Raw genomic sequence first — 26336 nt, forward strand, 5'->3', positions numbered from 1 at the left:
AGGGAACGTCAGGGGGTCATGCATGGGCCGGTGCGGACGCTGACGGAGTTCGAACCAGCGACTTTGCATTCGGCTTTACAACAAAAACCGGCTGTTCGGCACGTCGAACCACATTTTCAGTCACACTACCCATCAACAGCCGGTCCAGTCCGGATCGACCGTGTGTGGCGATCACAATGAGGTCGATTTCGTTCTCCTGAGCATAGTCGCGAATGCTCGCAGGGGCATACCCGATGCGTGCCTCCACAACCGCGTGCTCAATGCCGATTTTTTCGCGGGCGAGTTCTGCAAGTGCGTTTTCAACATTCTCAACAACCTCGCCCGTTGGCAGCTCGATTGGTTCGATGCCATATGTTGATGGGTATACAACTTCCTCTACTACGTGCAAAAGATCCAGTCGCGCACCATACGTTAGCGCCAACTCACGAGCGTGAGCGACTGCAAGGGTCGAGCCATCGGAAAAATCGACGGGAACCAGGATGCGGGACAGGCGAGTGGGCGGGTTTTCCGAGACATCTCCTCGGACGGTCAATACCGGACAGTGGGCGGACCGAACGACGTCCTCGGCAACGCTACCCATGAGAAGCCGATTGACGCCTGTGCGTCCATGCGTGCCCATCACGATCAGATCCGTGTCCCGCTCATCGGCGACCTCCACAATCCTCTCGTGAACGATCGCCCCCTCGATCTGCATTTGATCGATGTTGAGATCTGTAGACGTAAATGGAAGCGATCCCATCATGGAATCGATGGTCTCAGCAGACATCGGATGGGCATCCACCATATCGCGATACCCATACAGGTGCCGGCCGGCAACACTCAGGATGCAGAGCTCTGCATCATGCGCGTGAGCAAGGAAGGCGGCCTGTGGGAAGGCCCTGGCCGCGCCATCCGAGAAATCAGTCGGAAATAAAATGCGTTTGATCGAAAGCATAGCCGTTCGGGGTTATGGATGATAAGGAAACGAACAGCGGCAACAGGTGTCAACCGTTCGAACATGTCAGTCAGACCGAACGGGCACCGGCTGGCGACCACTTCGAGGCTCTTGTGTCGTCACAACGCCCATGCGAAGGATGATCTGCGGCACTCCGTCGTGTGTTAACAGCTCGTGGAGTTGATTCCGAAGTCGATCCACCTTAACGGGTTGATTCAAGAAGCTTGCGGCGAGTCCAAAGGACGTGGCCCGAAGTAGGACGCGATCGAGCGCCTGTCCACCCGTGAGCCAGTCCGGTACATGATCATTCGCAGTGGCTAAGATCCCCAGAACGGGAGCGCTGCGAATCATGGCCGTCTCTTGCCGCCACGGATCAGGGTGCCCACCGGGAAGAGCATGAAGCCACCGGGCCGTAGCGGTCTGCCATCGGCTCCAGCCTCGGGATTTCCCGACGACACCGGTCTTGTCGCTGACGCGGGAGGTCCATTCGGCCAGCTCACGACGCACGTCAGGATCCGCGAGCATGATTTCGTTGCCCTGAATCACAAGATCCAGAAGCCGTTGCCGACGATCTGCCCCCGTCACAATCTCCAGTGTTGCTCCTTCCTGCTCTGCGGCTTCCTGCAGTGCCTCAATATCGGCATCGGCAACGTTCGCATCGGCAAACGCTTCACGATGCGTCCGCCGCCTATGGATCGCAGAAAATAGCCTTTCCTCCAAAAGCGATGGCTGTCTGTGCTCCCCCATGCGGATTCGTGCGAGCGCTTTTTGCCCTGCTCCACTGGACGCAAAGGAAGCATCATCGGTCGCCGCGTTCGCTGCTCCACCATCCGGAAACAACTCTACGAGGGGGTCGAACCCTGCATGAATCATAGCAATCCGGAGATGAAACAGCGCTGCCCCGCAACTCATGATTCGCTCTCGTCCACCAGGGTCGAGCGCGGGCAGCGTCAGCGCAGGGTCCGCATACAACCAAATCGCATCATCCCGGATTGAAAACTGCCACGGTTGTGTGTTATGGCCGGACGGAGCCATGACTGCATACTGAAGCAAGAACGCAAGCTGCTCATTGACCGGCGCATCGCGCGGAAATGAGGGGTCGTTTGAGATTGGCGTGGTCGAGGGGCGATCCATCGTAGTTGCGTCGCTAGAGACAATCGAACGTGCCAAATACGCGAAGTACGGTCGTCGGCCTTCCGGTGTGCACAAGTAAAAGTAAGACCGCGCATCCATATCGCCCCACCTCCCCATCCCCTGCATGGACGCAAGAAAGATCGGCTCTATCGTGTGGGGGAAACTCCTACTTTACCGAACACGCTTTTTGACCGTGTTGCCCTACGCAACCGGAATACCGATCAGGTTCCAGTACCACAGCCACGGAATATACGCTATGAGACCCGCGGTAACGATCGAGAAGTGAACTCGAGTGCTTTGTGACCACGACGATGTCGTCCATGCGCGTACGACGAAGATCACAAGGGCAAGCGACAGGACCGATGCCATGATCGGAAATGCCAGCAACGGCTGGATGGATGCGGGGTCGGTGTGGGTAGGACCGAGCGGACCGCCTGTCAGCAAGCGAAATCCTAGAGCAAATAGAAACCCGATGTGTAATGCGGCGGCAAATGTAGCTAGAGGACGTGCGTACTGCATACCTTCAGCGGCATTGTCATCGTCCATCGAACCCGGTCGAAAGAACTCACGGACTGGAAGAACGAAGACCGACGAGTACGCTAGCAGGCAAACGATGAGCCAGGCAAGACCTAGAGCTCTTTCGGCCAGGAACGGAATTCGTTCGAATGTCGCAGCTCCAACCTGAATTCGCGGGACAGGGCCAGCGCCAGAGACCACCGCCGCGCTTTCCCGCACGGACCCATCAGAAGCCGCAAATCGAAGATCCCCCTTGTGAAGTAGCGTAAGCGCTCCATCGGCGAGTCCAACAGTGATCGCCGTATCGCCGCGGGCCTCGACCTCGACATCGGGATAGGGGACACCGAGGAGCGCGAACGCGGCCTCAAATGAGGTATGCGGCCGGCGGGCAATTCGGTACGTTCCATCCAACGTTGCCAGATCACCCGAAATGGTTTCAGGCGCGTCGACGGTCGGAGCATCTACATCTTGGAGCACGAGCTCCGTCACGGCTTTTGCCATTTCGACGGCTGTGGACGCATTTCCGGCGACAAAGACGCCAAGATCCAATCCTGGAAATACAACAAGCTGGCTTCCCGCTCCGGGATACGTCCCGTCATGCACAAACGCACGATGACCGGAAACCGTGCGCTGAAACCAACCAAGATGACCGCGACGCCCGGCAAAAGCATCTCTCATGTCTCCCCGTTCGAAGGAGACGGCCTCTCGCGGAAGCACCCGCTCCTCCTCCAGCCACCCATCCGAAAGCACCGCCGAGAGGAAACGAGCCATGTCTCGTCCGGTCGTCCATGCTCCGCCAGCAGGGGCCATCGTGACGTAATCGTGCGGAAGCGGGTCGAAGCCTTTCTCACTACTGGCGTAACCGGTCACGCGAGCGTCTGCGTAGGCACCGGCTCCCGGCGCAAACGTTGAGCGAGTCATCCGGAGAGGCTCGAACAGGAGCGAGTCTGCCAACTCTGCGAACGTCTGACCCACGCGATGCTCGGCCTCGGCGGCGGCCCACGTGTATCCTTCATTCGAATATCGTGACACCGCCCCTGCCGGATCGATCTGCGGTGGAAGCCGTCGTCGCACGACCGATCTGAGCGATGCCGGAGGACGCGACGACCCCGCTCCGAGAAGGCGGCCGTCAAGGCCGGACGTGTGCGCCAGCAGATGGGCGATCGTGACTGAATCAGCCGCATCACGATCTACAACGCCCCTCCCGACGGGTTCATCCAGAACGATGAGTCCGTGCGCATCCAACGTCCGCAGAAGGGTAGCCGTCAGCGTTTTCGACACCGACGCCACGCGAAAGACGGACCGTTCCGGGGAGACCACCACCCCGGAAGTAAGGTTCGTACGCCCCGTCCCTTTCAATGCAACGATTCGATTCCCCTCCATCACCGTGACCACGGCGCCAGGCACCCTGTAGCGATCGAGCAATCCGGGCAGGAGACTGTCCAAACGCACGTTCACGGTCGCCGAGTCGAGCAGAGAACCATAAGATTCGCCGGTAGACGTCGTCTGCGCGACGACCTGTGCGGTGCTACCTGCTATGGTCGCCAGTATCAGCGCGAGGAGAAGTATCGGGGCCACACAAAATTTGGCGATCCGCTGACGAAAACGCCGCGGACCGCCAGTCGAACAAAGAGAGGCGATCATAAATCGGAAGGGTGCAAACAGACGGGTACAGAGTGGAAGGCAGCCGGCTGGGAAGAGTGGACTCGATTATTCTCGGCCACGCGCCCCGGCGACGACACGCTGCATGATGCGATAATACCGAATCCAAATGATCCTGTTAGTATGCCGTGACTCGGATGTGGAGTCGATTCGATCGACAAAAAGGTAAGAGACGCAGGACTCAATGTTTTCTGGTCCCTTCATAACCGGTTTCGCGGATGAAGGGCGACAAAGAAAAGGCTGAAGGTAAACGTTTACCACGGAGGCATTAGGCTCCGTGAGCGAGATCCACGACATCTCAATCGTGCGCTCGCCGCGCAGACTGACGGTCGGGAGGTCCGTGTCCTGGGGTGGCTGATGGTACGGACCTCCCGATGGTTGGTCCTCACTATGTTTGCAATACTGCGTTGGTTGATCTCCCGCTGTGTCTACTGCGTCATCCCGAAAAGAGCACTGTCAGACGTGTGATAGGCATGAACACCTGTCGCTACGATCCGCCAAACAGGTTGTCAACCGTTCTTCTGCTAGGGTGTGGCGCGTCCGCTGAATCGAAGCCGTTGGAGACACCGACCGTTTAAAGTCGAAACCGTATAACAAGCTTGTTCCGTCTCCACAATGCGCCGTCAAAAACAATCATGTTGCTTTGATCAGGACGCCTTCGATGTCTTCCGGTCGCTGCCGGAAGACGTCGACTCAGACGGTTCCTCGATCTCCTCTGGTTGGACCTTAAGCACGCAAACGGGACAGGTGGCTTGCCGGACGACGCGCGCTGTCACAGATCCGAGCATGATCCGCTCAAGACCTGTACGACCATGTGAAGCCATCAAGATGAGATCAGAATCAAGTTCACCCGCCGTGTCGATGATCATCATGGCAGCATGTCCCTCTTTGACGTGTGTCTCGATAGACACTGGCAGTCCCTCCGTCGTTTGGACCAAGCGATCCAATTGCTTGCGAGACTGCTCGATCGGATCGGGCATCAAATCGTGAAGCGTTACCGCACCAACGAGCGGAACCGGAAACGGAAGCGGCTCCACCACCGTCAAAACATCCATTGATGCATTGAATGTTGCCGTCACCTCCCGTGCCGCACGCAGGAGAGGACGACTGAATTCTGATAGATCAACCGGTGTGAGTACGCGCTTCACGTCGGATGGAATGTTTGCATCCTCCTGAACGGTAAGGACCGCGCAGGGCGCTTTTCGCACGACCTCAGCGGTAACGGAACCCAGGAGCAGTCTCGACACACCGCGCCGCCCCTCTGTGCCCATCACGACGATGTCCATGCCTTCGTGCTCCGCGTATTCAGAAATCACGTCGGCCGGCGCAATTCCGCGCGAGTGAATCCTGTGAACGGGCACGTCGCTCTGTTCGACCGTGTCGATGAGCGATTGCATCTTCTGGTCTACCTCATCGCGGATGGTACGATAAAACTCCTCTTCGTCGAGACTTGCGTCGAACGCACCACGGACAGGGTCATCCCCCAGGGACGGAGCAACGTGAAGCAGGTGAAGCTCTGCTCCCCACTGTTCAGCCAAATCGTATGCATACTCGAACGCGTGATGAGACTCTTCGCTAAAGTCTGTGGGATGTAGAATCGCGTCGATTTTAAACATCGTTGGCACCGAATCAAGGGTAATAGGACAGAAAGAGGGCTGCAGATATCACGTCTGCGTCACCGATCTCAGGCAATACGTCATTCGTCGCTGAGCACAGACGACGTGGTCGTTCGAAGACGGGATTCTTCTCCCCCTTCATGGTCGGTGCGGATCGTTAAGACCGGAGACTCTGCATGGCGGATAACCTGCTCCGCGACACTGCCGAGTATAGCTCGCTTGATGCCCCGGAATCCATGCGTACCGATCACGACGAGCCCGGGCCGATCGCTTTCGACGCGCTCGAGAATGCTCGTTGCAGCATGGCCTGACTGAACGTTTACACGCACCGAAATTCCGCTATTCTCGAGCGCAGACGCTTGTTCTTCCAGGAATTTGTGTGCCCGTCGCTCGATGGCTTCCGTGTCCAGTGCGGGTGCACCGACGCCATATGCTGGAGGAAGCGATACGCGCTCGATAATGTGAAACAACTCGACACTCGCGTTGAAAATCTTGGCGGCACGGGCTGCACGCTCGATCACTTCCTCGGTCGCAGACGACAGATCCACGGGAACGAGGATGGTAGCAACCTCCGGACGAATCGGATGCGTCGGATCGATGTCGCCGGCCCGCGGACAGGCCGTCAGGACCGGGCACGACGCAGTTCGCACAACTTCCTCAGCAACACTTCCCATCACAGCGCGCTCGAACCCGCTCCGGCCATGCGTGCCCATGATGATAATGTCAATGTCATTCTCATTTGCATACGTCACGATGCCCTCAGCGGCGGACCGGCAAATGATCGTGCGCTGAATCGTCTGCTCGGGAAAGTCATCTAGGTCCAATTCCTCGTCGTCCTCGAATTCATCGTGTCGAGGCAAGAGGTCTGCATGCAGGTCGTCCAGGATGTCGCTCTCGCGAATCGCGATCACCTCCGAAAGCTTTGGTTCCCGCTCGTCGACGTTGACGATATGGATTCGCGCTCCTGTGCGTTCTGCCAGAACAGCAGCATATCCGAGCGCTCGAACCGAGGTCGGGGATCCGTCGGTGGGGACTAAAATCTCTTGAGTGGTCATGAACCGCAGAGGTTTAATTACAGAAAAACGGCTCGAGTCCCGATACTAGTTTCTGGTATTCGGCTCGACTAGACTCTTTCCCGTCGACTTGACGGTGAGCACCGGGCAGGACGATAGACGGACAATTTTCTCAGCGACACTGCCAAGAAGCACACGGTCCAGCCCCGTTTGCCCTTTCGTGGACATCGCCACCAGATCCACGTCGTTCTCATCGATGAATGCCGGCACCTCCGTGTCAACCGTTCCCACAATCACATGGGGCGTAATGGACGACCTCACTGGAACCGAAGCCGCTTCCGCATCTGGCCCTCCTGGGACCGGAGCCCCGAGCTGCACGGTTTCGTCGATGAACTTCTGCAGGCGCTCTTTCACTTTCTTCTCGATATTCGGATCGATGTCCCGAATGTCGGTCACACCTCCGACGTAAAATGCAGGGTGCAATTTCTGCTCGATCACATGCAGAACCTCCACCGATGCGTCATATAGAGCGCCCAGAGCCAGGCCATAGCGTAGCGCTTCTCGAGATGGATCGGAAAAGTCAATGGGGACGAGTATTTTTTTTGCTGGGTGGAAATCTTCCGTCCTCGCTTCGTCCTCCTCCCCACGCACCGTGAGCACCGGACGATCCGCACGGCGGACAACCTCTTCTGCCACGCTTCCGAGAAGGAAGCGCCGCAGGCCCCGCCGACCATGAGTCCCGAGCCCGATCATGTCGATATCGTGTTCACTCGCATAATTCAGGATGGCAGGAGCAGCCGCGACGTCACGAACAACCGCTTCCTTGATCTCGACATCGAACACCGATCGATCGACTTTTTTGCCATCGGCATGCAGCGACAGGTGTCGTCGGATCTCGTTGATGTCGCCGGCGGGTTTGAGTTCCTCGCCTGGCTGCGTCGGGTCCTCGTGCAGAACCTGGGCGTACAGCACGTGAAGGGTCGCACCGGTACGCTGTGCGAAATCAAGGGTGTAGCGAAACGCCTGATTCGATACGGGTGAGAAGTCACGCGCGAGAAGAATCGAGTTGACGTTCAGCATGAGTTTTTGGTACGGGTGAGGGAATCTGTTGGGGCTCCGCCGTGGAAGAATGCACTCCGGAGCGAACCGCTTTCACTAAGAGCAACGTGCGGGCAATGTCGTTGCTCGATGGTATGATAACTCGGCGACGCGAGAAAAGAGAACGTCCGGCCGCCGCTTCAACACAGTATGCGTTCGACCGGCCGAGAGTCGAAGGGCGAGAATGGGAAACGGGCACAGAAGGTCTTGCACATTTCTGTAGGGGACTTCCCCACACACGGTGGGCACGGCGGCACTGATGCATCGTCGATATCATGACGGATGTCGCGCAATGAGGTGCGCGGTGGCGGCGAAGCCATGGAGGCGTCCCTCGTCAAGGTGGACGTCCGCTGCCGAGACATCGAGCGGATCGAACGCCGAAAACGCACGTCGAAGCTCGCCGACCGCCACCATGCGGTCCAACCGATTCGGTCCGACACGATCGTAGTTACCATTCAAATGCTCTGGACGAAACCACTGACCGAAGACCCAGCCACCCCGCCGGAGGACTGTGCGCACCAGCGCGAATAGAGCCCTTCGCTCCTCTGGCAGGAGTTGCAGAAAGGACACGATCACGATGTCCCACGATCGATCCGGCGTCCAGTCTCGGACATCGAGGACGTCGAACGACACGTCCAGGTCGGCTTTCGTCGCCCGGCGGCGTGCAGTCGCGATCGCCTCCTTTGAGAAGTCCACACCCGTACCGCGAATCTCCCGTTCCTGGGCGAGTGCGAGCAGGGTTCGCCCTTCTCCCGCACCGAGTTCGAGAACCTCTGCACCCGTCGGGATTTGCCCGGCATGCTGCATCACAAATGCGCTCGGCTCCCGCCCGAAGAGAGCATCCTCACGGTCGTATCGGAGATCCCAGAACGGCGGCTGACTACTTTCCCGATCGGCGGTTTTCACCGTGTGTGTGTCTCTTTTTCAGAGGGAAACAAGAATGCGGCCCCGGTATGAACGATTGCCCGGCACCGAGGCCGCATACAGATCACATTACGCCGTCTCCGTCGCCTCTGCGAGCGTTTCAGCCCGGTCAATCAGCGACTCGATCTCATCGAGACCGTGGTGCCAGAAGTCCAGATCCGTGAGGTCTACACCGAGCGGTTCGACCAGGCGGTGCGGCCAATCCGACCCACCGGCACTGAGAAGATCGATATATCGCTCGGCAAAGCCATCGCCAGACTCCTGATAGCGGCTGTAGAGCGCCAGCACCAGCAGTTCGCCGAACGCGTAGGCGTACACATATCCGGGCGTGTGGAGGAAATGCGGAATGTAGCTCCACCAGTGACGGTAGTGATCGCCGAGGGCGACGCTGCCTTCGAACATCGCCTCCTGCGTTTCCATCCAGAGCTCGTTGAAACGAGCCGCCGGAATTTCGCCCTTCTCTCGCCGCTCCGTATGGATCCGATCTTCAAAGCGATTCATGGCGATCTGTCGAAAGACCGTGGCGATGGTATCATCGATCTTGCTGATGAGCATCGCGAGCTGGTTTTTCGGATCGTCTTCCCGACTCATCAGACGCTGAAACACAAGCATTTCGCCAAAAACCGACGCGGTCTCTGCCGTCGTCAGCGGCGTACCGTGGTGAAAAATCGTCTGCTCGCGAGAGAGGAACTGGTGGATTCCGTGTCCTAGTTCGTGCGCGAGGGTCTGGACGTCCCGCGACCGCCCCGTGTAATTCATCAGGACGTACGGGTGAGCGGACGGAACCGTCCCGTGACTGAATGCACCGCTACGCTTCCCCTGCTTCACCGCAGCATCAATCCAGTCTTCTTCGAAGAACCGCGTTGCGGTCTCGCTCATGACCGGATGGAAGTCACCGTAGGCGTCGAGAACGATCCCGCGCGCCTGGTCCCAATCGTACCGCGTATCCGCTTCGCCGATCGGCGCGTACCGATCGTAGTCGTGCAATTCATCCAGTCCGAGGAGACGTTTCTTCAGCTTGTAGAAACGAGCGACCAGGTCATATCTCGACGTCACAGCATGGATCAATGCTTCCACCGTTTCGTCCTCAACCTCATTGGACACGTTTCGGCTCTGCATCCAGTGGTCGTAGCCGCGCAGGCGGTCGTTCGACGCCTTCTCCGCAAGAAGCGTGTTGAAAATGTACGTCAGCGTCCGCTTCTCCTCCGTTAGCCCCTCTGTGAACGAGAGCGCGGCATTTTTCCGGAGATCGCGATCGGGCTCGTAGAGCTTCGAAAGAATCTCCTGCTGCGTAATCGTCTCTCCATTCAACTCGTAGCGCGCCGCTCCCATCGTTTCATCGAAATAGCGGGTCCACGCCCCCTGGCCGGTAACCTGTTTCTCGGACAGAACTTTCTCTTCCGGCTCGGTCAGGACATGCTTCTTATTCTCCTGCTCGACTTCTAGATAATGCCGGTACGGTTCGAGGGCCTCTTCCTCTAGAAGCTCGGCAGCCCGTTCGTCCTCAACATTCGCCCACTCCACCTCGATGAAAAGCAAATTCTGACGAGCGTAGTTATATGCTTCTTTCACCTTCTGAAGCTGTGCTCCGTGCTTCTCGTCCGAGGTGTTTGTCGACCAGGCGAGATAGGCATATGCGTAGGCTCGACCCAGGTCGTCCTGAATTTCCTCGAGTTCGACGAGAGCTTCCGCCAACTCATCTGCTTCGAGCTCTTCTATGCGCCCACGGTACGTCTCGGCGAACTGCTGTGACCGCTGTTGGGCATCGCTCAGGCTCGCCTCAAGGCTGGCGCTGTCATCATGAAGGTCGGTGAGGCTCCAGTTGACGCTCTCGGCGCCGGTCTGCGTTGCTTCCATCTGGCTATCGGTCGAGTGATCAGAGATTCGTATGGGGACGTTGAGGTCGATCCCATAGGGACAAAAGTACGTCTCCACGGCCCCTTTGTTGTCCACATTTTCGACGCGATGCGAATGCTTGTTCGCTCCCATGACGTATCGCTCTCGAATCCTTGTGCAACACCATACGCAGAGTGACCGAACCGAACCGTAAACGCCCTGAATGAGCGGAATTCACACGTGCTTCCGGCGAAAATAGCGTACGCACGAAAGCCGATGCTTATGTTTTCTAGGTCAAGAGATGTTGAGCCGCCCCACGCCGCGCATCGCCCTCTCGGTCCAATCGATTTCTGTTCGTGATGCCCACTCCTTCGCCTCGCACCGCTTCCGTCCACCGAACGACCAACGAGACTGATGTCCAGGTTGAGATCGGGCTCGACGGCACTGGATCGTACTCGAACGACACCGGCGTCGGTTTTCTGGACCACATGCTCGACCTGTTCGCCAAACACGGCGGCTTCGACCTGGAGGTCTCGTGTGACGGGGATCTGCACATCGACGAGCACCACACCGTTGAGGATGTCGGCATCACGCTCGGCATGGCCATCCGGGAGGCCCTTGGCGACAAGAAGCGCATCACCCGCTACGGACACGCCTACGTCCCCATGGACGAAACGCTGTCGCGTGCGGTGATCGACCTCTCCGGACGGTTTTACCTCCACGTCGACGCCGACTTTTCGCGATCGATGGTTGGGGACCTTTCGACCGAAATGGTCTCGCACTTCTGGTACTCCGTTGCAGAGCATGTTCGCTGCAACCTGCACGTGACCGTATTGTACGGAACGAACGACCACCATAAGATCGAAGCGATGTTCAAAAGCGTTGCTCGCGCGCTCCGAACGGCCGTACAGCGAAGCGATGAGAATCCCGAAGTCGCTTCAACAAAGGGGACGATCTGACGCCACCGATGCGACCGGATACCGCTCCCCCCACGGTGCAATTGCACGCAACACCGAACCTCGTTTGACCAAACCAACAGACCTATGCTATCGGACGAGACAGTGGCTGTCATTGGAGCTGGCAACATCGGTCGAGCCGTGATCGGAGGCATGATCCGGAGCCAACGGATTGAATCAGACCAGGTGATCGCCACCCGACGTACCCAGGCGGCACTCGATGCAATGGCCGATGAGTTTCCTGGCCTGCTGACCACCACGAACAACGTCGACGCCGTCCGGAACGCGAGCATTATTTTGCTCACCATCAAGCCGCAGAGTCGGTCGGAGGTAATCACGGAGATCCGCGAACACGTGTCGCGCTCAGCACTCGTGGTCAGCGTCCTCGCTGGCGTGACCACCGAGCGCCTCCAGATGGCGTTCGGATCCGAGCAGCCGGTGGTTCGCGTAATGCCGAACACACCGGCACTCGTCGATGAAGGCGCGACAGCTATCACGGGCGGGGCCTTCACGACCGATGAGCACGTCGATACGGTGCGCCACATGTTCGAGGCTGTCGGCCAGGTGGTGGAGACGCGGGAATCTCTCCTGGATGCCGTCACGGGCCTCTCCGGCAGTGGACCGGCGTATGTGTACATGTTCATCGAAGCGCTGACCGACGCCGGCGTGCAACAGGGGCTTTCCCGCGACATCGCAGCCCGCCTCGCCGCGCAGACGGTGTACGGAGCAGCCAAACTCGTGCTCGAAACCGGCAAGCATCCCGCGATCTTGCGTGATGAGGTGACAACCCCCGGCGGAACGGCCATCGCAGCGGTCTCCGAGCTCGAATCACGTGGCCTCCGAACCACCATCATCAACGCCGTGAACACCGCTACCGAGCGCTCGAAGGCGCTCAACGAGGAATAGAAGTATCTCTGCGGATGTAGAGCTGGAATACCGCGCGGGCACGCTACGCTGGCGGCGAGAACAGTAAAACACTCATTTTTAGAACCTCTCGGATTGCATGGTCACCATCGTTGATTACGGAATTGGAAATCTACGCTCCGTCGAAAAGGCGTTCCATGCCGTGGGTGCCGAGGTTCTACGTACCGATGATCCCGACACGATCGGTCAGGCCGAGCGTCTCGTCCTCCCGGGCGTTGGCGCGTTCGGCGCGTGCATCAACGAAATCCGGTCGCGAGAGGTGGAGGAAGCCATTCACCATGCGATCGACGGCGGCGTGCCGTTCCTCGGCGTTTGCGTCGGGATGCAGTTGTTGTTTCAGGAAGGACTGGAGCACGGCACGCACAGAGGTCTCGGCCTTCTTCCCGGTCAGGTGGTCCACTTCCATAAGGCGGAAAATGGCGCTGCCGCGAACCTAAAGGTGCCGCACATGGGCTGGAATGTGCTCACCCCAACTCGATCCTCCCGGCTTCTCGACGGGCTGGACGAGGGTGGCGAACCGTATGTCTACTTCGTGCACTCGTATCACGCCGTCGCGGACGACGAAGCAGACGTCCTTGCCACGTCCACGTACGGCCACACCTTTCCGGCCGTGGTTCAACGCGACAACGTGTTCGGCGTGCAATTTCACCCGGAGAAGAGTCAGTATCACGGCCTACGCATCCTGGAAAACTTCACGCAGTTGTAGCGAGACCTCTGCGGTTTTTCCTGAAACGCTCGCTTTCGTCAGCAGTGCAACCTGGGCCTATACTCTTACCGCCTGCTCCCCTTCTGCCATGGCTTTGATCATTCCCGCCATCGACCTTCGTGGTGGCCGTTGCGTGCGCCTGCACCAGGGCTCATATGACGACGAGACGGTGTATTTTGACGACCCCGTCGACATGGCGAAGCTCTGGCGGGTTCAGAATGCCCGCACCCTCCATGTTGTGGATCTTGACGCTGCACGCGGAGGAAGTGAGGACCGCGAGGACAATCGCGAGGTGATTCGCCGAATTGCGGACGCCCTCGACATTCCGATCCAGCTTGGCGGCGGTATTCGCTCCATCGAAGACATCGAGCAAGCTCTCGACTGGGGTGTCTACCGCGTCATTCTCGGGACGGCAGCCGTACGCAACCCGGACCTCGTCGAAGAGGCCATCGACCGGTTCTCGTGTCGCCGGGTCGTCGTCGGCATTGACGCAAGAGACGGCGAGGCCCGTGTCCAGGGCTGGACGGAAGGATCCGGCGTCGACGCAGTGGAACTGGCTCTCGACATGGAACGCCGCGGCGTCCGCCGGATCATCTACACCGACATCAGCCGGGATGGAACCATGACGGGCCCGAACGTGCAGGCCTATCGCAATCTTGGAAAGGCACTGTCCAAAGCAAAAATCACGGCGTCTGGTGGCGTTGGCGAGCACAAGGACCTCGTCAAGATCCAGACGCTCAGCCCGTACAACGTCGACTCCGTCATCGTCGGGCGGGCTCTTTACGAAAATCGCTTTCCGTGCCAGCAGTTCTGGTGCTGGAACGATAAGGAGAAGGTTGATCTGGACACCTACTCCACGGCCCGTTTGCGAGACCAGCCCTCGATCGACGCCGATTGCTGACGTTGGTATCGACCCGTTTCGAGCCGTCGCGTGTGGATGCTAGCCTCCGAAAGAGGCTGCAGCCTGCGCTGCCAGGAAACCGGGCCGTCCGCTGTTCCAAAACGCTTCTACCGTCCTTTCCACCGCGGTTGCTTCCGTCTATGCTTGCCAAACGCATCATTCCTTGCCTCGATGTCGACCAGGGTCGGGTCGTCAAGGGCATTAACTTCGTCGATATCCGTGATGCCGGCGACCCAGTCGAACAGGCCCGCACGTACGACGCCGCTGGAGCTGACGAGCTCGTGTTTCTCGACATTACGGCCACACACGAGGGTCGCGACATCATGCATGACGTGGTCCGACGTACGGCCGACCAGATCTTCATCCCGCTAACGGTCGGAGGTGGACTTCGAACCGTCGACGACATGCGCGCGATGCTCCACGCCGGGGCCGACAAGGTCGCGATCAACTCCGCCGCAGTGAAAGATCCTGACGTGATCACGCGCGGCGCTGAGGCCTTCGGTGCTCAATGCATCGTCGTGGCCATCGACGCGAAACGTACGGGGCCGGAAAAATGGGAAGTCTTCGTGCACGGGGGACGCAAAAATACAGGCATGGACGCCATCGAGTGGGCCGTCGAGGCGGAGAAACGTGGCGCCGGTGAGCTTCTCATCACGTCGATGGACCGGGACGGCACGAAGGACGGCTACGATAACGAACTGCTTACACGCATTACCGATCGGGTTCGGATTCCAGTGATTGCGTCCGGCGGGGCGGGCACGCTGGAGCACCTTCGCGACGGTCTGGAAGTCGGCGGCGCCAGCGCCGTCCTCGCGGCAAGCATCTTCCACTTTCGCGAGTACTCGGTTGGCGAGGCGAAGCAGTTCCTCCGCGATGCCGGCATTCCGGTCCGCCCCAGCGTCGATGCGTACGCCCGCCGGTACGTCTCGGCCCCCGATGATGCATCTTGATCTCTGACTTTACGAACGACTTCCTGCTGCCGTGGAATCCTCGTCCCAGAACTCGCTTTACGTCCGCCTCCTCCGAGGAGGAGCCGCAACGTTCCTCCTTCTGGGCATCGGGCTGGTCGTGTGGCTCGTTGATCAATGGATGAAGCATCCGGAGATGCAGGCCAGCCAGTTCGGAAACAACGCTCCCTACTGGCCCGCCGTTATCGTTTTCATTGTGGTCAGCGTAGCCGCCGGTGCCACGCTGCTCTGGCGGGCGGCTTCACGACTCGAGAACGGCGAAAACCTGTTCGAAGAGCGGCACCGCAAGTCACTGAAGGACTTTGAGGACGACGAGGGCGTCGCGGACCGCGAATCCAGTTCGTAGCGCGATTCCTTCATTTTGTCTAGCTCGTGGAGCGCGCTCATCTACGGACGCACCGGCGAAAGAGTGACTCCAGAAAGGTTCTAGCGTGCTCGTACAATCCCGGGGCATTGCTTTCCCGCGGGCCGGCCACATTCAGAACCTGGATCGACTCATTCTTAAGCCATGAGGCCGCGCGTTCGACATCACCCGACGCCGCGGGAAGCGTGACAGTCAACGTCGGGCGGTTGTATTGGTCTGCCTGCTCCACCGTGTATTGCGTTCCTTGATCCTGCTCACCGAGTACGAGAATGAGCGTCCCGTCACTGTCACGCACATTCCACTCGGTGCGCTGCTCGACCGCCTCCTCCGGCGTTTCGCGCAGGGGATAGCGCGGCGGTATGTCGCCATCCTCCGCCCGGCGTCCCTTCGGACACCAGCCGCCGGACGGGATGCCGACCGACATCACCGCGTCAAGGGCAGCCCGGTCAGCACCGGTCTGGCCCCCACTGATGACTTTCTCAAGATGGGTCATTTCCTTCGAGATGTTGTCGCGGTAGTGAAAGCCGTTTGACAGAGCGTTTCAGTGACAATCCGAGCGGCTCGTTCGACACGCCCCGCCCCTTCTTCTCGGTAATCGGGAATCTGCCACCTCTGAGCTACGTTCCCCGATGTGCGTCGCGAGATGCAGCGCACCACAGCCGAACCCTTCTACCCATTCGATTTACATTTCGCTTTATGCGACTCTTTGTTGCCCTGGATCTTCCCGATGTTCTCCGCAAGGCCTGTTCAGAACAGGCAGACGCCCTTCGCTCGCCATTCGAAGAGCGCGAGATCGATGTTCGTTGGACCGATCCGGCAACCTATCACCTGACCCTGCGCTTCATCGGGGACTGCGACCAGGAACAAGCACGTGGCTATCGGGAGGCGCTCAATTCGGTTGACGCACCGGCTGCGGACGTCCGTCCGTTCGGTCTTCGTGTTCTCCCCTCCCGGTTGTCGCCCCGTGTGGTGATGATCGGCGCAGAGCAGACCCCGTCGATTGCCGACGTTTATACGACGGTGTCCGAACAATTAGAGGCCGCCGGACTTGATGAAGCCGACAAAACGTTTCGGCCCCACATCACGATTGGGCGCCTTCAGGACGCTGAGCCGGAAGCCGTCCACCATGCTCTCCGCGCTGCCAATAATGTCGACCTGCCGTCCGTTAGCATCTCCAAGGTCACGCTCTTCCAGAGCCACCTGGAGTCAGACGGCGCACGCCATGAAGTTGTAGATACGTTCGCGCTCAACGGCGCCTAACGTGAAAACAGCCCAATCGTCGGGTGCTGACGTGTTACACGTTCCGTCTGCTCGGCGGCTTCCGTCTGTCCAGGACGCTCCTCTTCTCCCATCTACGGTTTTCTCGATGGTTACCTACTTCCGTTCCCTGTTGTCCGGATTGCTCGTATTGTTCGTCGCGGTCTTGCCCGTCCAAGCGCAAACGGACTCGACACTACTTCAAGAGGTTCAAACCCGATACGAGTCCATTGACGGGATCAAGGCACAGTTCGTGCAGACGATCGAGTCCGAGTTTTCGTCAACTCGTCGTACCGAGGGTACGCTTTACCTCGCTGGCTCCAAATACCGTGTCGAAACGCCTCAGCAAACCTTTGTCACCGACGGCGGGACGACGTGGATTTACTCCCCGAGCCAGAAGCAGGTCGTGGTGAATACGCCGTCGGGCGATGGTTCGGATCTTACCCCAGAAACGTTCTTCACGAACTACGCCGCGCGCTACAGCGTCGAAACCTCACGTGACACATCGGCGAACGGTATCTCGTACAAGGTCCTTGACCTGAAACCTACCGACCCCGCCGCATCGTTTGACGACGTGATTCTGTGGGTTAACCCATCGAATCTCGTGATCGAACGCCTTCGGGTTCGTGATGCGAACAAAAATGTGATTACGATTCGCCTGGACGATATCGAGGTGAATCCGGGGCTCTCGGAAACCACCTTCCAGTTTGATCCTCCCGAAGACGTGGAGGTCGTGGATCTCCGCTCCTCGTAGCCCCTCCCGATCGTCCGTCCGCCTCTTTCTCGCCCAGTCTCTCTCGATCCGTGACGCGTCGTTTTCGTCGCCGCCTGCTTCAGGTTGGCAGTTTTGTTCTTGCCGCCGGTCTCCTCTATCTCGCGTTTCGAGGCATTGACGTCGACACCATCACGCGGGCGTTCCGGCAAGCCAACTACCGGTGGGTACCGGTTCTCGTCGTGCTTGTGATCGTAGCCAACTGGATGCGCGCCTGGCGCTGGCAGGTACTGCTGGAGGCGCTCCCGAGTGAAACCGCCCGTTCCGACACGGAGCGTCCGCCCGAACCGAAATTGTCGGATTCGTTCGCGTCCGTCATGATCGGGTACATGGTCAACTACGCGGCGCCGCGCATGGGTGAATTTGCTCGAACGGCAAATATGTCCACGCAGTCAAGGCTTCGCTTCAGCTCCGTCTTCGGCACCGTCGTGGTCGAACGCGTGTTCGACACCGCGGTGCTTGGATTTGCCATTCTTAGCTCGGGCATTCTCCTCATCGACCGTATGCCCGTCGTGCGCCAGACGTTCGTCGACCCCGTCCTCGCCCGCCTGGAGGCGTTACCGGCCCTTTCACTTGCACTCTGGATTCTCGCCGGCATTGCCGTCGTCGCAGGTATCGCCGGCCTCCTCTGGCGCCTATTCCAAAACGAGCAGTCGGCGTTGCGTCAGATGTGGACCAGTACGCTGCAGCCTGCACTGGTGTCCTTCAAGGACGGCTTCATGACGCTTCGCCGCTCCCCTCGTAGGTGGACGATCGTCTGGACGACAATCGGGATGTGGGGAGGTTATCTACTGATGGCGTACATCCCCTTTCGCATGCTTGGCCTCGCGGGTCCATACGACATCAGCCTGGTCGACGCCTGGATTTTGATGGCCATTGGGTCGCTCGGCCTTCTCGTGCCGTCCCCCGGGGGCATCGGCTCGTACCACTATGTGACGATCCAGGCGCTCGTTCTGCTGTACAGCATGCCCGAGGGCTCATCCGCCTCGTACGCGGTCCTGACGCACGCGGCGCAGCTCGTATTCTACACCATCGCCGGACTGCTCGCTCTCGTGCACCAGGGTGGCAGCTTCACCCGGCTATTTCAACAGAGGCCCTCAGATGTAGACGCATCGGCATCCGAAGAAGAAACGTCACCGATAAACGGCGAACGCGACTGCGTTTCTGGAGCCGGCAATACCTCTCAACTCTCGGCCGCATCCGTTACGAAAGGCGCGGACGAGCGGCTGTGAGCAGGAAGATGCCCGCGGCCACGGACACGTTGAGGCTCTCCGCCGGGCCCCGCATCGGAATCGACGCCAGCTCGTCGCATGCCGCAGCGACATCGGAAGCCAACCCTTCTCCCTCGCTTCCGAGCACAACGGCCATTGCGCGGTCGAAGTCCACATCCCACACGGTCGTCTCGGACGTACCCTCCGCACCGCAGACCCAGTAGCCTCGCTCCTTGAGTTGCTGCAGGACCGTCGGGAGGTTCGCCGCCCGAGCGATCGGAATCCGCGTGGCCGTACCCGCGCTGGCCTTGATCGCAGCAGCGTTGAGCGGGGCCATCGAAGACTGAGGAACGATGACGCCGTCCACGCCCGCGGCAACGGCACTGCGCAAGATCGCGCCGAAGTTTCGTGTGTCGGTGACGCGATCAATCACCAGAAGGAGGGGCTTCCGATCCTGAACGTCCGCCCACGTCGGCGCAACCTCCGTCAGCAAGTCATGAACAGAGGAGTACGTGATGGGGCTCGCGATCGCGACAACGCCCTGGTGCACCGCTCCCTGTGACTCATGGTTGAGACGTGCCTCCGGTACGTACTGCACGGGCACGCCACGCTCCTTCGCCGCGCTCCGAATGGCTCCGATCGCTTCGCCGGACGCGCCCTGCGCCAGCATGACTTTTTCGATTCCCTGATCGGCTCGCTCCAGCGCTTCCCGAACGGGATTGCGCCCAATGATGGTAGAGGTGTCGGCGTCGGCCATGGAGCGTCGGATCAAGTGAATAGCAGGTACAAGGACGAGAGTTGCATTGACGGAGACACGGTCTAGTTTCCCGTCGGGACGGAATTGTAAGTGAAGTGAACACCACGCCTCGCACCAACGTCCGTTATAAATCGATTCATATCAGCATTGGTACCCGGGAAAACCTGGCATATGCGACTCATCGGTTGAACTTAACACCGTTAAGCACTACCATAACGCGTCCAGACCGGTGGGTTCTCATCGACCTTTACCATCGACGCCTGGTCTACTGATCCAATCGCGGTAGCGCTTTCAAGGGCACCGCGTCGACCTTCTCTCGTCTGCGTCCTTCCCAAACTCCCCTGCGGCCATGAGCCGATCCATGAATGGCGTTTCCGGCGCCGGCTCCCGTACTCCCGTACTGATTGACGGATGCCGTATCCCCTTCCAGCGGGCCGGCACAGCATATACCGACCTGATGGCCTACGACATGGGCCGAATGGCACTCAAAGGACTGTTGATGCGGACCGGCGTCGACAAGGATGTCGTCGACCGCATCGTGATGGGCTGCGTCATTCAGGATGTGGAAACGAGCAACGTGGCTCGCGAAGCCGCCCTCGGCGCCGGCTTTCCGAAGCATATTCCCGCGTTCACCGTGACGATGGCCTGTATCTCAAGCAATCAGGCCGTGACCAGCGGCGTCGACCTGATCCGCGGCGGACTCGCCGATACGATCATTGCCGGGGGCACAGAAACCATGTCGGACCCGCCGATCCGCGTCAAGCGAAGCGTCCGGAAGCGGCTGTTCGAAGCCCGCAAGGCGAAAGGACCCGGCGACTACCTCGACCTGGTGAAAGGGCTCGGACCGTCGGACCTCGTCCCAGAGGCGCCGTCTATTGCAGAGTTCTCAACCGGCGAGGTGATGGGAGAGAGTGCCGATAAGCTTGCGGCCATGTTCGGCGTCAGTCGGGAAGATCAGGACGAATACGCTCTCCTCTCCCACCATCGAGCGGCCGCCGCTCAGGAGGACGGTCGACTCGCCAAAGAGCTGGTCCCGGCCACAGTCCCTCCGGATTTCGACGTGGTCGCCCACGACAACGTCGTGCGGCCCAATACGACGCTCGAAAAGCTGGAGAACCTATCGCCGGCGTTCATTAAGCCGTACGGTACCGTTACAGCCGGCAACTCGTCGGCGCTTACGGACGGCGCCTCCGCCGCGCTCATTATGAGCCAGGCGCGGGCTGACGCTGATGGACATGAGCCCATCGCGACTCTTCGCGACTACGCTTTCGTCGCGCAGGATCCGGGCGCCGAATTGCTTCTCGGCCCAGCGTACGCCATCCCAATGGTGCTGGACGAAGCAGGCTTAACGCTCGACGATATCGACGTCATCGAGCTCCACGAAGCATTTGCCGGACAGGTGCTCGCCGTGCTCGAAGCCCTGCGCTCCGACACGTTTGCAGAAGAGAAACTCAACCGGACGTCCGCGGTCGGCGACGTGGATATGGATAAACTCAACACACGGGGCGGCTCCCTCTCGCTCGGCCACCCGTTCGGTGCGACCGGCGTGCGGCTCGTCACCACCGCTGCGAACCGACTCCATGAAGAGGATGGCCGGTGGGCACTCGTCGCCGCGTGCGCCGCAGGTGGACAGGGCCACGCTATGCTGATCGAACGCGTTTAGCCCCCACCTCCTCGCGCCGCTCCCTCCTTGCTTCCACCCCTTATCTCCTATGCAAACGACAACTGCTGCCACTCGGTCGATCGACCTTGAGACCGACCTGCTCACGCTCACGATAGATGACGACGGCATCGCGACCGTAATGATCGACGATCCCGATGCGTCGGTCAACAAGATTTCGGAGGACATGCTCGCAGCCTTCGAAGAAGTCATCGGGATCGCAGAGAAGAACTCGGAGATTCGCGGAGCCGTCTTTATCAGCGGCAAGGACGACACGTTTATAGCGGGCGCGGACATCGACATGCTGTCGGCCTTCGAGATGCCCGCGGACGTTCGTGCGCTCAGCCGCCGAGCCCATCGCCTACTCGCTCGCATGCAGAACCTGCGGATGCCAACCGTCGCAGCGATCAACGGCGCAGCCATGGGTGGTGGACTCGAGATGACCCTCGGCGCCACGTACCGCATCTGCAGCACGCACGACAAGACCAAAATGGCGCTCCCCGAAGTCCAGCTCGGGCTGCTCCCGGGCGGCGGAGGGACGCAATACCTGCCTCGCCTTGTCGGCGTCCAGCAGGCGCTCACGATGATGCTTACGGGGAAAAACATCTATCCTCGCAAGGCGAAGCGCATCGGACTTGTAGATGCGACCATCCATCCTCCGGGACTTCATCGGGCCGCCGTAGAAGCGGCCAAAGCCCTTGCCAACGGCTCGCTGACGGTCGAGCGGGACACCATGTCCTTTGCGGATAAGCTGCTCGAGAGCAACACAGTTAGCCGCCGCGTCATCTACCAGAAGGCCGGCGAAAAAGCACAGAAGCAAGCGCGCGGAAACTACCCGGCCCCACCCAAAATCATCGAGTGCGTCAAGACGGGCATGGAGCAGGGCCTTGAAGAAGGTCTGGACACGGAAGCTCGTAACTTCGGTGAGCTGGTCTTTACTCCGGAATCGCGCGCGCTGGTAAGCCTGTTTTTTGCCAAGCAGAAAGGCGATAAGAACCCGGACGCCGACAAAGCCCGTCCCATCAACACGCTCGGCGTCTTGGGCGCCGGCCTGATGGGGGCCGGCATCGCTGAAGTGAGTGCGGAGAACGGTGCGGATGTCGTCCTGAAAGATCAAAACATCGAGCTGGCCGCGGGCGGGAAGAAGCACATCTACAAGGCGATGAACAAGAAGAGCGATCGCCGAATCATCTCGGAGTTCGAACGCGATCAGATCGTCGAACGCGTCACACCGACCGGCGACTACAACGCATTCCGCCACGCCGACGTCGTTATCGAGGCCGTTCCGGAAGACCTTGACCTTAAACGGTCGATCCTCTCGGACACGGAAGCGGTGATTTCGGACGAGTGCGTGTATGCGACGAATACGTCGTCCATTCCGATTTCTGAAATTGCGGAGGCCGCGGACCGCCCGGAGCGCGTACTCGGCATGCACTACTTCTCCCCGGTGGGCAAGATGCCGTTGCTGGAGATCGTCGTCACAGAGGATACATCGGAGGAGGCGATCGCCACAGCCTTCGACGCCGGCTTGCTACAGGGAAAAACAGTTATTGTCGTGAACGACGGACCCGGTTTTTACACGACGCGCATCCTGGCCATCTATATGAACGAGGCGCTCCTTCTGCTTGAGGAGGGCGGCGACGTTGAGGAGATCGACAAGATCATGAAGGACTTCGGATTCCCGATGGGGCCGTTCGAACTGTTCGACCTCGTGGGAATCGATGTGGCCGCGAAGATCACGGAGGTCATGCGCAAGCATCTCGACGATGACCAGACGAAGATCAGCGATTCAGCCGCGACGCTTGTTGAGGCCGGCCTGAAGGGCCAGAAGACCGAGCAGGGCTTTTACTTCTACGAGCCGCAGCCCGGCAAACCCGAGAAGAAACGGACGAAGTTCAACGATGCCGTGTACCGTCACTTCGGCGGCAAGAATCGCACGTCGATCCCGGCAGATGAGGTTGAGGAGCGCCTCGGTCTGATGATGGTAAACGAAGCGATTCGCTGTCTCGAAGAAGGCATTCTGAAGGATCCCGTCGACGGGGATCTCGGCGCGGTCTTCGGACTCGGCTTCCCGCCGTTCCGCGGTGGCCCATTTCGGTACGTCGACCAGGAGCGGCCGGGCGCCGTGCGGACGCGGCTCGAGCGTCTGGAACGCGACCACGGATCGCGCTTCAAACCGTCGAGTCTACTGGTCCAACACGCCGAGAAGGACACCACCTTCCATAACGACTAGGTTCTCATACGCCCCACACCTCAACACAAAGACGACCCACCGCTCTTCGACGGAGCCCGGTGGGTCGTTTTTGTTCTGAGACGCCTGTGGGTGATGCACGTTTTACGAAACCGTCACGACACCAGCGTATCACCGAAGCGGGTGTAGGGTACGGACACACACCTGTCGCTTCCTCAACCTCATTACAAATCATTTCATGAACACCAATTCGTTTCGAGCGCTTACATCAGCTGCCGACTGGAGTGAAGCCGTTGATGCCTCGGCGTCCCATCCCGTCGTCATCTTCAAGCATAGCTCCATGTGCCCGACCAGTGCGCGGGCCAACGGGGAAATGGAAACTCTCGCGGAGGAAGCCAATGTCCCGGTCTACCGAGTCGTCGTGCAAGAGGCACGCGAGATATCCGACGAGATCGCGAACGATTTAAACTTGAAACACGAAACGCCGCAGGTTATGGTTTTGTCCAACGGCGAGGCGGTCTTCGACACGTCTCACTTTCGCGTGAAGGCCGACGCTGTTCGGGACGCTCTCGAGAACGCTCCCGCGTAATCCCGTCGGCAGCACTCCACTTTCTTTCTTCTCCCTCCCTGACGGTCCATGTCTTTGCTGTTTGCCCGGGTCGGTCACCGATTTCCCCTCCTTCTGCTTGTCGGCCTCTTCGTCCTTGCAGGTACCATCACAGGATGCACGGAAGAGGAACGGAATCCTGCGGATGCGCCGCGTTCGACAGCTGACATTCGCCCCGATACCGTCGGAAAGACGGCTCCGCTCGATGAACCGTTCGAGGTCCCGTCGGGCGTGTCGTTCGAGACGATCGATGGAAAGACCGTTGAGATCGGCGCACGGCAAGGTCGCGTTCAAATCATCAACTTCTGGGCAACGTGGTGTGCTCCCTGTCTCGAGGAAATTCCGGATCTAAATGACCTGCAGAAGGAGCTTGGACCGCACGGCCTGGAGATCATCGGCATCGCAAACAACCAGGGCCTCGAGGAAGTCGAGCCATTCGTCGAGAAGCACAGTATTCAGTACCCGATCGTAGCCGATTCGACCGGCGCGGCCGACGCAGATCTCGGTCCGGTATACGTCCTGCCAACCTCTCTCGTCGTCACGCCAGATGGCATCGTCCGGTACAAGATCCCCGGCATCTTCCCGACCGACGCGCTAAAGGACGACTTGCGCAAGATGCTTGGTGTATCAGCAGACGACAATAAAGTCGCCTCTTGATCGCCACAGCACAGCACGTTCATGTAACCCTTTTCCGGGGTGCGTACGTCCTATGATTGAAGCCGGTCAGGAAACCGGTCGACCATCATCTCTTCATGGGACCCTATCTGTAATGAACACTCTTCGGTACATCGTCGCCTGTCTGCTCATTCTTGGGATTAGCGGCTACGCCCTTCCCTCGGCCTCCGCACAGCAAGTGACCGAAACGCGAGAGGTCGATCCGTTCACCGAGCTGCACATAAAGATTCCTGGCGATGTCGAGTTGTCGCAGGGATCGGAGCAAAGCGTAGAAATCGTTGCTCGGTCTCAGGAGGTCATGGATGCTCTCGACGTTCGGGTACGCAGCAATCGCCTTGTCATCGATGGTGATTTCGATGACTCTGGGCTGCTCGACCGCCTGTTCGGAGGAGGCATGGATTCGGACGATCTCATCTTCCGCATCACCATGACGGACATCAGCGCCCTGCAGATCGATGGAACGGGCGATATCATCGGTCGAACGCCGATCTCGACCGACGACCTCGAAATCACGGTTAACGGGACCGGTGACGTGGAGCTAAACGTCAGCGCGACCACGATTGAAACCCGCGTATCGGGAACAGGAGATGTCGAACTGAGCGGTGAGGCGGACGAACATGATGTCTCGATCAGTGGAACGGGCGATGTGGAGGCGCAAGACTTGAAGACGAAGCGCACGTCCGCGAGCATCAGCGGCACGGGCGACTGTGTGGTGCATGCGACGGAACGACTCGACGCTCGTGTGAGCGGTCTGGGAGACGTGCAGTATATCGGTTCGCCCGCCGAAATTGAGACGTCGACGAGTGGCCTCGGCTCCGTTGAACCGTACAACGATTAACCGAACGCGAGCGGACATTGGCTCATACTGTAACGTGCCGTCACCTGTATGGATGACGGCACGTTGTTTATGAGATCGTGCGAGTTCGTCATCTCCGTCGCACGTGCGCTCCCCTACTCCTCGCGATGCATGACAGGGCTGATGTCCGTCTCACCGTCGACACCGATCGTCTTGTCACTCGCCTGGGTGGCGACTCGTCTGTTGCGCTACGGGACCGACGCAAACAGAAAAAGCATCCTCCCGGTAGGAGAATGCTTATCTGATTGCAGTACTACACGTTCAGAAGCGGGTACCTCTGTCCATGAAGCAACTTATTCGTCGTCTTCTTCGTCTCGCTCTCGGGCCATCAAGTAGTCCTCGATGCTTCCGACAACGATCCGGGTTTCCTCGTCCACTTCAACATCTTTGACGTCTCCCGCCCGGATAAGCTTCTTGATTTTCTTTCGATCGATCTGCTTGAGAATGCGGCGCGCTTCGGTACGGCTCACCACATCTTCCCGGTACTCCGCTGCAAATGATTCGACGAAATCCATCGTCTGCGGCGAGATCTCGATCATCCGGACCTCCTCATTATCGTCTGAGAGGGCCCAGTGAAGCTCCGCATCGATCAGATGTCGATCGACCCAGCGAACGATCGTCTGCTTTGAGAGTTTGAGCCGGTCAGAGAGTTCATCCAAGGGCATGGTCTTGATCTCTCCGGACGTCATCGAACGTTCAGCCACTGTCAAAGTCCTCGTGAGTAGGTAGTCGGTGATAGCTATAGGCTAACCGTAAATAGATCCTTTTGTTCCTACACGGTTCCCTCTGAGGAGACCT

At 59.2% G+C, this 26336-nt stretch carries 25 protein-coding genes; 14 read left to right on the forward strand and 11 right to left on the reverse strand.

Annotated elements, in window-relative coordinates; genetic code table 11:
- Positions 1-16 precede the first annotated feature (16 nt).
- The 8 genes from CRI94_RS02755 to CRI94_RS02790 form a co-directional block, all read right to left on the reverse strand.
- On the reverse strand, positions 17-934 hold the full coding sequence (locus tag CRI94_RS02755; protein WP_098074115.1) for a universal stress protein: 918 nt from the start codon (positions 932-934) through the stop codon (positions 17-19).
- A 66-nt stretch (positions 935-1000) separates the two neighbouring features.
- The gene (locus CRI94_RS02760; RefSeq protein ID WP_179862122.1) at positions 1001-2068 is read right to left on the reverse strand and encodes an Acg family FMN-binding oxidoreductase; all 1068 of its coding nucleotides are present in this window, start codon (positions 2066-2068) and stop codon (positions 1001-1003) included.
- Between the two features lie 201 nt (positions 2069-2269).
- Positions 2270-4162, reverse strand: a complete 1893-nt coding sequence (locus CRI94_RS02765; RefSeq protein ID WP_179862123.1) for a serine hydrolase domain-containing protein — start codon at positions 4160-4162, stop codon at positions 2270-2272.
- A 731-nt stretch (positions 4163-4893) separates the two neighbouring features.
- Positions 4894-5862 (reverse strand): universal stress protein, encoded by a 969-nt coding sequence (locus CRI94_RS02770; protein ID WP_098074118.1) that lies wholly within the window; start codon positions 5860-5862, stop codon positions 4894-4896.
- Between the two features lie 80 nt (positions 5863-5942).
- Positions 5943-6917 (reverse strand): universal stress protein, encoded by a 975-nt coding sequence (locus CRI94_RS02775; protein WP_098074119.1) that lies wholly within the window; start codon positions 6915-6917, stop codon positions 5943-5945.
- A 45-nt stretch (positions 6918-6962) separates the two neighbouring features.
- Complete coding sequence (locus tag CRI94_RS02780; protein ID WP_098074120.1) at positions 6963-7955, reverse strand: universal stress protein; 993 nt, start codon at positions 7953-7955, stop codon at positions 6963-6965.
- A 291-nt stretch (positions 7956-8246) separates the two neighbouring features.
- A complete protein-coding gene (locus tag CRI94_RS02785; RefSeq protein ID WP_098074121.1) occupies positions 8247-8879 on the reverse strand; it encodes a class I SAM-dependent methyltransferase in 633 nt (210 codons plus the stop codon).
- 87 nt (positions 8880-8966) lie between these two features.
- On the reverse strand, positions 8967-10754 hold the full coding sequence (locus CRI94_RS02790; protein ID WP_098074304.1) for a M3 family oligoendopeptidase: 1788 nt from the start codon (positions 10752-10754) through the stop codon (positions 8967-8969).
- Positions 10755-11092: 338 nt separating this feature from the next.
- Between CRI94_RS02790 and hisB the strand changes: the two genes are divergently transcribed.
- The 6 genes from hisB to CRI94_RS02820 all read left to right on the forward strand — a co-directional run bounded on the left by hisB (position 11093) and on the right by CRI94_RS02820 (position 15534).
- Positions 11093-11692, forward strand: a complete 600-nt coding sequence (hisB, locus tag CRI94_RS02795) for an imidazoleglycerol-phosphate dehydratase HisB (RefSeq protein ID WP_098074122.1) — start codon at positions 11093-11095, stop codon at positions 11690-11692.
- A gap of 84 nt (positions 11693-11776) precedes the next feature.
- A complete protein-coding gene (gene proC, locus CRI94_RS02800; RefSeq protein WP_098074123.1) occupies positions 11777-12595 on the forward strand; it encodes a pyrroline-5-carboxylate reductase in 819 nt (272 codons plus the stop codon).
- 97 nt (positions 12596-12692) lie between these two features.
- A complete protein-coding gene (gene hisH / locus CRI94_RS02805) occupies positions 12693-13319 on the forward strand; it encodes an imidazole glycerol phosphate synthase subunit HisH (protein ID WP_098074124.1) in 627 nt (208 codons plus the stop codon).
- A gap of 88 nt (positions 13320-13407) precedes the next feature.
- A complete protein-coding gene (hisA, locus tag CRI94_RS02810) occupies positions 13408-14220 on the forward strand; it encodes a 1-(5-phosphoribosyl)-5-[(5-phosphoribosylamino)methylideneamino]imidazole-4-carboxamide isomerase (RefSeq protein ID WP_098074125.1) in 813 nt (270 codons plus the stop codon).
- Between the two features lie 140 nt (positions 14221-14360).
- The gene (hisF, locus tag CRI94_RS02815) at positions 14361-15170 is read left to right on the forward strand and encodes an imidazole glycerol phosphate synthase subunit HisF (protein ID WP_098074126.1); all 810 of its coding nucleotides are present in this window, start codon (positions 14361-14363) and stop codon (positions 15168-15170) included.
- A 31-nt stretch (positions 15171-15201) separates the two neighbouring features.
- A complete protein-coding gene (locus CRI94_RS02820; RefSeq protein ID WP_245846050.1) occupies positions 15202-15534 on the forward strand; it encodes a hypothetical protein in 333 nt (110 codons plus the stop codon).
- Positions 15535-15571: 37 nt separating this feature from the next.
- On the opposite strand, the gene CRI94_RS02825 is transcribed toward CRI94_RS02820, so the two are convergent.
- Positions 15572-16045, reverse strand: a complete 474-nt coding sequence (locus CRI94_RS02825; protein WP_098074127.1) for a putative molybdenum carrier protein — start codon at positions 16043-16045, stop codon at positions 15572-15574.
- 203 nt (positions 16046-16248) lie between these two features.
- On the opposite strand from CRI94_RS02825, the gene thpR reads away from it, so the two are divergent.
- The 3 genes from thpR (at position 16249) to CRI94_RS02840 (ending at position 18813) form a co-directional block, all read left to right on the forward strand.
- The gene (thpR, locus tag CRI94_RS02830) at positions 16249-16812 is read left to right on the forward strand and encodes an RNA 2',3'-cyclic phosphodiesterase (RefSeq protein WP_098074128.1); all 564 of its coding nucleotides are present in this window, start codon (positions 16249-16251) and stop codon (positions 16810-16812) included.
- Between the two features lie 106 nt (positions 16813-16918).
- Positions 16919-17563, forward strand: coding sequence for an outer membrane lipoprotein periplasmic chaperone LolA1 (lolA1, locus tag CRI94_RS02835; protein WP_143815272.1), 645 nt, complete (start codon positions 16919-16921; stop codon positions 17561-17563).
- A gap of 50 nt (positions 17564-17613) precedes the next feature.
- Positions 17614-18813, forward strand: coding sequence for a lysylphosphatidylglycerol synthase transmembrane domain-containing protein (locus CRI94_RS02840; protein ID WP_098074130.1), 1200 nt, complete (start codon positions 17614-17616; stop codon positions 18811-18813).
- Here the strand turns inward: CRI94_RS02840 and rlmB are convergent.
- Positions 18785-19549 carry a 23S rRNA (guanosine(2251)-2'-O)-methyltransferase RlmB gene (gene rlmB, locus CRI94_RS02845; protein ID WP_098074131.1) on the reverse strand — a complete coding sequence of 255 codons (765 nt, stop codon included), beginning with the start codon at positions 19547-19549 and terminating at the stop codon, positions 18785-18787. The genes CRI94_RS02840 and rlmB overlap by 29 nt on opposite strands.
- Before the next feature lie 349 nt (positions 19550-19898).
- On the opposite strand from rlmB, the gene CRI94_RS02850 reads away from it, so the two are divergent.
- The 5 genes from CRI94_RS02850 to CRI94_RS02870 all read left to right on the forward strand — a co-directional run bounded on the left by CRI94_RS02850 (position 19899) and on the right by CRI94_RS02870 (position 25520).
- Positions 19899-21212, forward strand: coding sequence for an acetyl-CoA C-acyltransferase (locus CRI94_RS02850; RefSeq protein ID WP_245846051.1), 1314 nt, complete (start codon positions 19899-19901; stop codon positions 21210-21212).
- A 49-nt stretch (positions 21213-21261) separates the two neighbouring features.
- Positions 21262-23442 (forward strand): 3-hydroxyacyl-CoA dehydrogenase NAD-binding domain-containing protein, encoded by a 2181-nt coding sequence (locus tag CRI94_RS02855; protein ID WP_098074132.1) that lies wholly within the window; start codon positions 21262-21264, stop codon positions 23440-23442.
- Positions 23443-23638: 196 nt separating this feature from the next.
- Positions 23639-23989 (forward strand): bacillithiol system redox-active protein YtxJ, encoded by a 351-nt coding sequence (gene ytxJ / locus CRI94_RS02860; protein WP_098074133.1) that lies wholly within the window; start codon positions 23639-23641, stop codon positions 23987-23989.
- A gap of 48 nt (positions 23990-24037) precedes the next feature.
- Positions 24038-24664 carry a TlpA family protein disulfide reductase gene (locus tag CRI94_RS02865; protein WP_098074134.1) on the forward strand — a complete coding sequence of 209 codons (627 nt, stop codon included), beginning with the start codon at positions 24038-24040 and terminating at the stop codon, positions 24662-24664.
- A 112-nt stretch (positions 24665-24776) separates the two neighbouring features.
- A complete protein-coding gene (locus tag CRI94_RS02870) occupies positions 24777-25520 on the forward strand; it encodes a head GIN domain-containing protein (protein ID WP_179862124.1) in 744 nt (247 codons plus the stop codon).
- 311 nt (positions 25521-25831) lie between these two features.
- Here the strand turns inward: CRI94_RS02870 and CRI94_RS02875 are convergent, their stop codons facing one another.
- Positions 25832-26242: a hypothetical protein gene (locus CRI94_RS02875; RefSeq protein WP_143815273.1), complete on the reverse strand. Its 411-nt coding sequence runs from the start codon at positions 26240-26242 to the stop codon at positions 25832-25834.
- Between the last annotated feature and the right edge of the window lie 94 nt (positions 26243-26336).

The organism is Longibacter salinarum, from assembly GCF_002554795.1.
In the GTDB taxonomy this organism is placed as follows: domain Bacteria; phylum Bacteroidota; class Rhodothermia; order Rhodothermales; family Salinibacteraceae; genus Longibacter; species Longibacter salinarum.